Origin of the sequence: uncultured Thiothrix sp. (genome assembly GCF_937873765.1) — a bacterium.
Taxonomy (GTDB): Bacteria; Pseudomonadota; Gammaproteobacteria; order Thiotrichales; family Thiotrichaceae; genus Thiolinea.
Genome location: NZ_CALMZC010000023.1, coordinates 78,825 through 88,493, shown reverse-complemented (window position 1 = coordinate 88,493; position 9,669 = coordinate 78,825). Strand labels below are relative to the sequence as shown.

Below are 9,669 nucleotides of genomic sequence, written 5' to 3'. Positions count from 1 at the left end.
CGCATTATACAGACCACACATCTACCGTCAACTACCTTGATAAAGTTTTTTTAAACTATTTTATGGTCACTTTAGCGAACTTTCTTTTGCCTACTTGAATAACTGCAATAGTTCCTTTTGAGATCAATAAATTACGATCTTCGACCTTATTGCCATCGATTTTTACACCACCTTGCTGAATCATGCGAAAAGCTTCCGAAGTGCTCTCCACCAAACCTGCATTCTTTAAAATATTGGCAATCGGTAAATGTACACTCCCAATTTCGATGCTAACTTCAGGCAGGTCATCCGGCAAAGTACCTTTTTGGAAACGCGTAATAAAGTCTTCTTGTGCTGCTGCCGCTGCAGCCTTGTTATGGAAGCGAGTAATCAGCTCTTCCGCTAATAAGAATTTCACGTCACGCGGATTGAAGCCATCAACTACTTCTTGGCGCAACTTCTTAATTTCAGAGAGTGGACGGAAGCTCAACAAATCAAAATAACGCCACATCAACTCATCAGAAACTGACATGACCTTCCCGAACATATCATTGGGCGCATCGGTGATACCGATATAGTTACCTAAAGATTTGGACATTTTATTGACGCCATCTAAACCTTCTAATAACGGTAGGGTAATCACCACTTGCTGCTCTTGCCCATACATACGCTGCAATTCGCGCCCAACTAGCAAATTGAACTTCTGATCGGTTCCACCCATTTCGACGTCGGCGCGTAGAGCTACTGAGTCGTAACCTTGCACCAGTGGATATAAGAACTCATGAATCGCAATCGGCTGATTCGACTTATAACGCTTACTAAAATCATCACGTTCCAACATACGGGCAACTGTCTGTTTCGCAGCTAGCTGAATCATTTCAGCCGAACTCATTTTCGCCATCCAAGTCGAATTGAAAGCCACTTCAGTTTTTTCAGGATCGAGAATTTTGAATACTTGCTCTTTATAAGTGGTCGCGTTTTGATTGACCTGCTCTTCCGTCAAAGGCGGACGAGTCGCGGACTTACCAGTAGGATCACCAATTCGTCCGGTAAAGTCACCAATTAAGAAGATAACTTGATGCCCTAACTCTTGGAATTGGCGCATCTTATTAATGATGACGGTATGCCCTACATGCAAATCAGGGGCTGTAGGATCGAATCCAACCTTTATTCTTAAAGGACGACCTTTATTAAGTTTATTAACTAGCTCAGACTTGACTAAAATCTCTTCTGTGCCACGTTCTAATTCGTTCAGAATATCGGAGGACTGCATGATCAACTCGGTTCCAATGATTGACAAGAAAACGGTTTTACCCTAAAAAGCGCGAAGTAGCTTACCACGAATCCCTTAGTTAGCTAAGTTTACGTGGTTACCCACCCCAATAATTTGTCGGTTAATTTGATTTAATTTTTTTGGTTGGAAGCCTCTAAAAGTTCAGGCATGATTCAGTGCCTTTCAGTTAGCCTCGCGCCAAGTGTAAGTTTTTAAAGCTTATTTTGGTAATAGCGAAGGCTGCACAAGGGAGTTGTTATTTTGTTAAACACCAGCAAAAGACCTTCGCCTCCTACAAACAAAAATAATAATAAGTGGAGCCAGGCAATGGAACGTTACAACCTTCCGGTTGGCGGTATTGAAATTACCATTGGCAGAAAAGAAACGAACAAACTGGATGAAGTTCATGCGATCACTAGCTCTGCAGAAGTTCGAGCACAAACTCAGCAAAAAGCTCAAACCGAGGTAAACCCCTACAAACCTGCTAAAAGCAAATCACCTATTCTTACAGCTACTGCCCATACACCCGAAGCTAAATCTGCTAAGCTCAAACCAGTACGCTCGCTGAAACACAAAACATCACGTTATATCCTAAGTCGGTCTTTAGTTGTTGCTACGATATTAATGGCTTTAGGGAATATTCCAGTACACTCAACTGTGTTGCTTTCAGACCCACGTAATGACGGCGATTTATCAGATGAAGCACAAGCAGCCGTTTTACGTGAAGCACAAACTACTGAGGCGCTTAGCTTACCTACTGTCACTGAAACCTATGCAGGCTACGAAATGGAGGCTTTGCCTTCTGCTAGTCATGGTGAATGGACTTTCTATCCAATAGTAGCAGGTACAGATATTGAGGAAGTATTGGCAGAATTAAATGTCTCTACTGACTTAGCCGCCCTCACCGCCGAACCTGAAAACGCCAATATTTTGTCTAACTTGCAATCGGGTAATAAAGTTTTCATCCAAGTCAGTGATGATGCGGTCAAGCAAATCATTTATGCCACCGGTAAGCGCACGGCTTACATTATTTCTCAGCAAGATGGCAAATATTTAGGGCGCTGGGACAATGAAGTTTTTGAAGAACAACAAAATCGGGTTGCCTTCACCGTGCATAATCCTTTTCACTATGAAGCAAATAAAGCAGGTTTACCGATTTCGATTACGCGGCAACTCAGCAAGATGTTTAAGGAGGATATCGACTTTCGCCAGATTGCCATCGGCGATCAAGTCATTGTAATTTTTGAAGATTTTTATTATCAAAGTGAGCGCATTTTCTCGCAGAATATCTTAGCGGCTGAATTTAATCACAAAGGGGAAAGCTATCAACGCATCCGCTTCCAATTAGCTTCTGGCAAAACCCGCTATTTGCGTCCAGATGAAGAAACAGAACTGAAACAAGTGGCTTTCAATCGCTTACCGTTAAAGGGTGCAGGTCGACTATCCTCCGGTTTTGGCTCAAGAGTGCATCCAGTATTCCGCTTCCGCCGAATGCATGCAGGTACTGATTTTGCAGCACCCTACGGTACACCGATATATGCGACAGGCGATGGTAAGGTACAATATGTAGGACGTAAAGGCGGCTATGGCAAAGTTATTGAGTTAAATCATGGTGAGGGTATTAGCACGCTTTACGGACATATGTCGAATTACCAGAAAGGCTTAGCGGATGGTGATGCCGTCAAACGTGGAGATGTAATTGGTTATGTAGGTTCTACTGGAACCTCCACCGGTAACCATGTGCACTATGAATTCAAAATCAATGGCGAACCCCAAGACCCGATGACGGTAGCTCTGCCGGAAAAAGGTATTTTAAGCCCTATTGAAATGCAAGATTTCAAAGAGTACGCCCGCAACCTCACTAACCAATTGATTAGACTGCGCGAAACTGCGTCCATTGAACGCAATGTACGCCGTGAATTTGGCGGTTAAACTCTAACAGTGAAGAGGCTAGTCTAAATCGGCCTCTTCAATCCAAGCCATTTGAATCGCCTCCAAAATCTTTTCGTTCGAGCGATGCGGATCATCCGCAAAATTACTTAAAGCCAGTACCCAAGCATGTAAATCGGTGAAGCGAATGTAACGCGGATCAAGCTCAGGGTGATTCTCCAACAACTCTAGCGCAATCTCTAAAGTATCCGTCCATTTTAGACTATCCATTCCCAACCCCTTAATGTGAACTTTCTGACACCATATTGATCGTATATTTAGGAATTTCGATCACTAAATCCTCCTCACCGACCAAGGCTTGGCAACTTAAGCGTGAATCTGGGTCAACACCCCAAGCTTTATCCAGATAATCTTCTTCTTGATCCGTGGCTTCCTCTAAGGAGTCAAAACCTTCACGGATATACACATGACAAGTCGTACAAGCACAGGATTTCTCGCAAGCATGCTCTAACTCGATGCCATTACTCAGTGCAGCGTCACAGATGCTGACACCAGCAGATACTTCAAATAAAGCACCTTCTGGGCACAAATCTTCATGGGGTAGGAATATTAGCTTTGGCATGGGCGATTAAATCCTGTATCGGCTGAAAACTCATCGACTTTATGACCGGCCATAGCAGCACGTACGGAGGCATTCATACGACGCGCCACATAGATTTCAGCGGCTTGCTCAAGCGCTTTAATAGCTTGGTGAATCGTAGCTACCTGACTACTCGTGCGAGCGGCTGAAAGCTCTGAACGTTTAGCGAGCAGAATCTCTCGCTCTGCAACCGTCAAGAGCACTTCACCATCGACTTGCAAGGCTGAATCTAGAGCTTCTAAGACCCGATCTGCTTCAACTTGCTGCTCACGCAAACGCCGCGCCTCCATATCCACCCGCGCGTTTTGCATCGAATCTCGCAGCATGGTTTCGATTTCAGTATCGCTTAAACCATAGGAAGGCTTTACTTCAATACTAGCCGTGACGCCCGTTGATTCTTCACGCGCACTCACACTAAGTAGACCATCAGCATCTACTTGGAAAGTCACGCGAATCCGTGCCGCACCCGCGACCATTGGTGGAATACCACGCAAAGAAAAACGTGCCAAGGAACGGCAAGCATCGACGGTTTCGCGCTCACCCTGCAGCACGTGAATCGACATAGCGGTTTGTCCATCTTTAAACGTGGTAAACTCCTGAGCACGTGCGATGGGAATCGTGGTATTGCGCTGAATGACTTTTTCTACTAAGCCCCCCATCGTCTCTAATCCCAAAGATAGCGGAATCACATCCAGAAGCAGCATCGCTGTATCAGGCTTATTTCCTGCCAAAATATCTGCTTGAATCGCAGCCCCTAAAGCTACGACCCGATCAGGATCAATCTCCACCAGCGGCTCACGCTCAAAAAAAGCACCGACTTGCTCACGCACAGCTAGCACACGTGTCGAGCCACCGACCATAACTACTTCTTGGATTTGCGATTTGTCTAAACTTGCATCCCGTAAAGCCCGCCGACAAGCGACTAGGGTCTTTTTGATAAGACCCGCAATCAACGCATTCAGTTGAGAACGATTTAACTCACCTTGCCAATCATGCAGTTGAATGGAAGTAGTTTCGATGCCACTTAAAGTTTCTTTAGCCTCGCGCGCTAACACTAAGGCATGGCGTAGAACTTGCGCATCTTGTATATTTTCCAGACCCGCTTGCTGCAACAACCATCCAGCCACAGCATGATCAAAATCATCACCACCTAAAGCCGAATCGCCACCCGTTGCCATTACCTCAAACACACCTTTGTGTAGGCGCAAGATAGAAATATCAAAGGTTCCCCCACCGAGATCATAAACTGCAATCACTTTACCTTCGGTACTAGCAGTGTCTTGACGATCTAAACCATAGGCCACTGCAGCAGCGGTTGGTTCATTTAATAAACGATAGACTTGCAAACCCGCTAATTTCGCCGCATCACGAGTCGCTTGGCGTTGTGCATCATCGAAATAAGCAGGCACAGTAATCACCACGCCCGATAACTCACCACCTAAGCTTGCTTCCGCACGCTCTTTAAGTACGCGCAATATTTCTGCTGACACTTCTACCGCCGTCACAGCACCCGCACTCGTTTGAATACGTGGTACATTCGCCTCAGCATCCATCAATTGATAAGGCAACTGCCCACCTAGAGTTTGTAGCTCTTTGGCAGAACGTCCCATTAAGCGTTTAATCGAGGCTAGCGTATTCAAAGGATCTTGTAGTGCTTGCTGCTGAGCGACTAAACCCACTTGAGGCTTCGAGCCCGCTGAATAATGCACCACAGAAGGTAATAAATGCTGACCTGTCTCATCAGGCAGGGTATCAGCAACACCACTGCGTACCGTGGCAACTAAAGAATTGGTAGTACCTAAATCAATCCCCACCGATAGCCGATGTTCATGCGGTAAAGTCGCCATCCCCGGTTCAGCAATTTGCAGCAGAGCCATTACAATCCATCCTCTAAGCGCTCTAAGCGGCTTTGTGCATCTTCCAGTAAACGCTCATAAAAACGCATTTTTAGTAGAGTTGTTTTCGCGTCTAAATAAGTTTTTGTTTGCCAAGCTCTAGCGAAACTCTGTTCTAAACTTTGCAATTCAGTATTCAGACCTTTCATTAGCTGCTCTAAAGTCTCTAAAGGCTCGGCTGCTTCCTCAGCTTCTTCGATGGCTTCACGCCATTCAATTTGCTGCATTAAGAACCCTGTATCACTAGTGGTATCGCGGTCGTCATTAAAGCTAATTCCAGCTTGTTCTAATAAATAACGCGCACGCAAGCGCGGCTGACGCAAAGTACTATGTGCTTCATTAAGTAAAGAGGTGATTTGCATCGCTAAGCGCTTTTCCTGTTCAGAAGCTTGCGCATAACGATCTGGATGATAACGGGTTTGCAGTTCGCGAAAGCTTTGAGTTAAAGCGGTTTGATCAATTTCAAATTGAACTGGTAGACCAAATAGGGCAAACCAGTCACGCGGCAAATCCTGTAACATAGCGCCCCGTTTTAATTAGACAGTGAAGCTCTCGCCACAGCCGCAGCGTGCTTTTTCATTCGGATTGGTAAACTTGAAGCCTTCGTTTAAGCCCTCACGGGTATAATCCAACTCAGTGCCATCCAGATACACCAAGCTTTTGGGATCGATGATAAGTTTCACCTTACCCGCTTCAAACACTGTATCGGTCTCTTCCAGCACATCGGCAAACTCCATCGTGTATGCCATGCCTGAACAGCCCGTTGTTTTTACTCCTAGGCGCAAACCAATGCCTTTACCGCGTTTCGCTAAAAAGCTCTCAACCCGTTCCGCTGCTTTTTCAGTCAAAGTGATCGTCATGGCCTAGCCTTGTTGCTTGCTTTGATAATCTTCAATCGCTGCACGAATCGCATCTTCCGCCAACACCGAGCAATGAACCTTCACGGGGGGTAGCTCTAATTCAGCCGCAATATCGGTATTTTTAATCTGTTTGGCCTGCTCTAAGGTTTTACCTTTAACCCACTCCGTCAATAGACTAGAAGAGGCAATCGCTGAACCGCAACCATAGGTTTTGAATTTAGCGTCTTCAATAATGCCTTCAGCGTTGACCTTAATTTGCAGCTTCATTACATCGCCACAAGCTGGCGCACCCACCATGCCTGTACCAATCTGCAAGTCCGCTTTATTAAAACTGCCCACATTGCGGGGGTTTTCATAATGATCAATCACTTTTTCACTGTATGCCATCTTTCACCTCAACACTTAATGAGCGGCCCATTGTACGGTACTTAAATCAATGCCCTCTTGGTGCATTTCCCACAAGGGAGATAACTCCCGCAAATGATTCACCGCGTGATGCAAACTGGCTAAAGCCTGATCGACATCTTCCACAGTAGAAAAGCGCCCAAAAGTCATGCGCAGAGAGCTATGCGATAACTCATCACTGCGTCCTAAAGCTCGCAGCACATAACTCGGCTCTAAGCTAGCACTCGTACAAGCAGAGCCTGAAGATAGCGCTAGATTCTTCAGCGACATTATTAAGCTTTCCCCTTCGACAAAGTTAAAGCTTACGTTTAAATTACCCGCAATGCGCTGTTCTAAATCACCGTTTAGATAAACTTCGTCAATATCTTGTAAGCCTTGCCACAAACGATCACGTAACATCCTTAAGCGCTCGTTTTCAGCAGCCATTTCTAGTTTAGCAATACGAAAGGCTTCACCCATACCGACGATTTGATGGGTGGGTAAAGTGCCAGAACGCATCCCGCGCTCATGCCCACCGCCGTGCATTTGTGCTTCAATCCGCACCCGTGGTTTGCGCCGCACATATAACGCACCAATCCCTTTTGGGCCATAAATTTTGTGCGCCGAAAAGCTCATTAAATCTACTGGCATGGTTTCCATATCAATTTCAACTTTACCGGCACTTTGTGCCGCATCGACATGAAAAACAATCTTATGGGCACGGCAGATTTCGCCAATGGTCTTAATATCTTGAATCACGCCAATTTCATTATTGACATGCATCACCGACACGACCGTGGTATCAGGGCGAATCGCAGCCTTAAACTTCGCTAAATCCAACAAACCATTCGGCTCTGGATCTAAATAGGTCACTTCAAAACCTTCGCGCTCTAATTGGCGGCAGGTATCTAATACCGCTTTATGCTCGGTTTTGACAGTAATAATGTGCTTGCCACGGCGCTCATTAAAATGAGCTGCGCCTTTAATCGCTAAATTATCCGATTCAGTAGCACCACTCGTCCAAACAATCTCTTTTGGATCAGCATTTATTAAAGCCGCGACCTGAGCACGTGCATCCTCAATCGCTTCTTCCGCTGCCCAGCCAAAGGCATGACTGCGCGAGGCCGGATTGCCAAACACACCATCCATCGTCAAATACTGCATCATTTTTTCAGCAACTCGCGGGTCAACCGGTGTCGTTGCAGAATAATCAAGATAAATAGGCGCTTTTGCTAGACTCATAGCCAGTAACACTCAACCTTCAATTGCAAGGTACTAATGGGATAAGGAAGACAAAAACTCAATTTTTTGCTTTTGGCGCTGTGCAGTTTCCTTCACCTCAATCCGCGAAGTCATATCGGCGAGAGTAATTTCCGATAAGAACACACGAATTTGATTACTTAAATCTGACCACAAATCATGAGTTAAGCAGCGCTTATTGCCTTGACAGTCCGCCAAGCCACCGCAACGGGTAGCATCGACACTTTCATCCACTGCCGCAATAATATCTGCAATGGCAATTTTTGCGGGATCCCCACTTAATTGATAGCCACCACCGGGGCCACGCATACTAACCACTAGACCTGCACGGCGCAATTTTGAAAATAGTTGCTCTAAATACGAGAGTGAAATATCTTGGCGCTCAGAAATTTCTGCTAGAGAAACAGGTTCGCCCCCAGTATGCAGCGCTAAATCCAGCATCGCGGTGACCGCATAGCGGCCTTTGGTTGTCAGTTTCATGGCATCGACTCCAGTAAGATAACAACATGCTAGCAATACCCGACAAAACTAGTCAAGTATTAACAGCACTCTTAGTGTAATCAATTAATAAATAAGCTGCTTTTTAGATAGAATAATTATTTTCTTTGCTAAAGCAATCGGCATCCAATTTGGGCATGGGTTTCATCTCCAACTGCCCACCCAAGCGGCGCACCTCTGCACATAAGCAATCAGTACGCTCTTCCATGAGGTGAATATGATCCAACATACGATTCACCGCATTCGCCACCGGATCTGGCATATCTTGAGTTGCACCATACGCATCGAAACCCAACTTTTCAGCTAAGGCTTCACGGCGCTTTTCATCCGTAGTACGGCTAGTCACCTCCCGCCCCGGAATACCAACTACCGTGACGTTTTCGGGTATATCCTTGACAACCACCGCATTAGAGCCAACCCTCGCACCATCATGTAAAGTAATCGGGCCAAGCACTTTGGCGCCTGCCCCCACCACCACATTATTCTTTAGAGTCGGATGGCGCTTACCCGGCTTCCAACTCGTCCCACCCAACGTCACCCCATGATAAAGCGAGCAATCATCGCCAATCTCTGCTGTTTCACCGATCACAATGCCCATGCCGTGATCAATGAAAAAACGCCGTCCTATGGTTGCACCCGGGTGAATTTCAATACCGGTATACCAACGAGGAATATTTGATAGGAAACGGGCTAGCCACTTAAAATTTTGCTGCCACAGCCAATGATTAAGGCGATGCCAAGCAATCGCATGTACCCCCGGATAAGTCGTGACAATCTCAAACACATTGCGTGCTGCAGGATCACGGTCAAAGATGCATAGGACATCTTCACGGATACGCTCAAACATAAATCAGCCTTTCCTCATTGAATGAGGCATTTATGGTAGAGCAATCAAGCAAGCGGGTCTATTCACTTAGCGTGAATTGGGTATTCAAACTCTGTTAACTAGCCTATCTAACTGTATCTTCAAACGACTTCTTGCTGTATTGG

Annotated in this window: 11 protein-coding genes; 1 reads left to right on the top strand and 10 read right to left on the bottom strand. The window is 45.7% G+C overall.

The genetic code is table 11. From position 1 onward, the window contains the following. Nucleotides 1-55: 55 nt before the first annotated feature. Nucleotides 56-1,255: a tyrosine--tRNA ligase gene (gene tyrS, locus Q0307_RS07920; RefSeq protein ID WP_298659116.1), complete on the bottom strand. Its 1,200-nt coding sequence runs from the start codon at nt 1,253-1,255 to the stop codon at nt 56-58. Between the two features lie 324 nt (nt 1,256-1,579). On the opposite strand from tyrS, the gene Q0307_RS07915 reads away from it, so the two are divergent. Then, on the top strand, nt 1,580-3,184 hold the full coding sequence (locus tag Q0307_RS07915; protein WP_298659113.1) for a M23 family metallopeptidase: 1,605 nt from the start codon (nt 1,580-1,582) through the stop codon (nt 3,182-3,184). An 18-nt stretch (nt 3,185-3,202) separates the two neighbouring features. On the opposite strand, the gene iscX is transcribed toward Q0307_RS07915, so the two are convergent. From iscX to cysE, 9 genes are all read right to left on the bottom strand, one after another. Continuing rightward, nucleotides 3,203-3,412 (bottom strand): Fe-S cluster assembly protein IscX, encoded by a 210-nt coding sequence (gene iscX / locus Q0307_RS07910; protein ID WP_298659110.1) that lies wholly within the window; start codon nt 3,410-3,412, stop codon nt 3,203-3,205. Nucleotides 3,413-3,422: 10 nt separating this feature from the next. Beyond that, nucleotides 3,423-3,764 carry an ISC system 2Fe-2S type ferredoxin gene (gene fdx / locus Q0307_RS07905; protein ID WP_298659107.1) on the bottom strand — a complete coding sequence of 114 codons (342 nt, stop codon included), beginning with the start codon at nt 3,762-3,764 and terminating at the stop codon, nt 3,423-3,425. Further along, entirely contained in the window at nt 3,752-5,659 is a 1,908-nt protein-coding gene (hscA, locus tag Q0307_RS07900; protein ID WP_298659104.1) for a Fe-S protein assembly chaperone HscA, read from the bottom strand. Before hscA ends, fdx begins: the two co-directional genes overlap by 13 nt. Continuing rightward, complete coding sequence (gene hscB / locus Q0307_RS07895; protein ID WP_298659101.1) at nt 5,659-6,198, bottom strand: Fe-S protein assembly co-chaperone HscB; 540 nt, start codon at nt 6,196-6,198, stop codon at nt 5,659-5,661. Before hscB ends, hscA begins: the two co-directional genes overlap by 1 nt. 15 nt (nt 6,199-6,213) lie before the next feature. Then, nucleotides 6,214-6,537 (bottom strand): iron-sulfur cluster assembly protein IscA, encoded by a 324-nt coding sequence (gene iscA, locus Q0307_RS07890; protein WP_298659099.1) that lies wholly within the window; start codon nt 6,535-6,537, stop codon nt 6,214-6,216. A gap of 3 nt (nt 6,538-6,540) precedes the next feature. Then, nucleotides 6,541-6,924 (bottom strand): Fe-S cluster assembly scaffold IscU, encoded by a 384-nt coding sequence (gene iscU, locus Q0307_RS07885; protein ID WP_298659096.1) that lies wholly within the window; start codon nt 6,922-6,924, stop codon nt 6,541-6,543. Between the two features lie 15 nt (nt 6,925-6,939). After that, nucleotides 6,940-8,163: an IscS subfamily cysteine desulfurase gene (locus Q0307_RS07880; protein ID WP_298659093.1), complete on the bottom strand. Its 1,224-nt coding sequence runs from the start codon at nt 8,161-8,163 to the stop codon at nt 6,940-6,942. A gap of 33 nt (nt 8,164-8,196) precedes the next feature. Then, nucleotides 8,197-8,661, bottom strand: a complete 465-nt coding sequence (locus Q0307_RS07875) for an Rrf2 family transcriptional regulator (protein WP_298659090.1) — start codon at nt 8,659-8,661, stop codon at nt 8,197-8,199. A 103-nt stretch (nt 8,662-8,764) separates the two neighbouring features. Beyond that, the gene (cysE, locus tag Q0307_RS07870; protein ID WP_298659088.1) at nt 8,765-9,526 is read right to left on the bottom strand and encodes a serine O-acetyltransferase; all 762 of its coding nucleotides are present in this window, start codon (nt 9,524-9,526) and stop codon (nt 8,765-8,767) included. Nucleotides 9,527-9,669: the final 143 nt, after the last annotated feature.

Coding starts and splice junctions, on each gene's coding strand:
- Q0307_RS07915 (WP_298659113.1), top strand. CDS start 1,580: ATGGAACGTTACAACCTTCCGGTTGGCGGTATTGAAATTACCATTGGC.
- iscX (WP_298659110.1), bottom strand. CDS start 3,412: ATGGATAGTCTAAAATGGACGGATACTTTAGAGATTGCGCTAGAGTTG.
- fdx (WP_298659107.1), bottom strand. CDS start 3,764: ATGCCAAAGCTAATATTCCTACCCCATGAAGATTTGTGCCCAGAAGGT.
- hscA (WP_298659104.1), bottom strand. CDS start 5,659: ATGGCTCTGCTGCAAATTGCTGAACCGGGGATGGCGACTTTACCGCAT.
- hscB (WP_298659101.1), bottom strand. CDS start 6,198: ATGTTACAGGATTTGCCGCGTGACTGGTTTGCCCTATTTGGTCTACCA.
- iscA (WP_298659099.1), bottom strand. CDS start 6,537: ATGACGATCACTTTGACTGAAAAAGCAGCGGAACGGGTTGAGAGCTTT.
- iscU (WP_298659096.1), bottom strand. CDS start 6,924: ATGGCATACAGTGAAAAAGTGATTGATCATTATGAAAACCCCCGCAAT.
- Q0307_RS07880 (WP_298659093.1), bottom strand. CDS start 8,163: ATGAGTCTAGCAAAAGCGCCTATTTATCTTGATTATTCTGCAACGACA.
- Q0307_RS07875 (WP_298659090.1), bottom strand. CDS start 8,661: ATGAAACTGACAACCAAAGGCCGCTATGCGGTCACCGCGATGCTGGAT.
- cysE (WP_298659088.1), bottom strand. CDS start 9,526: ATGTTTGAGCGTATCCGTGAAGATGTCCTATGCATCTTTGACCGTGAT.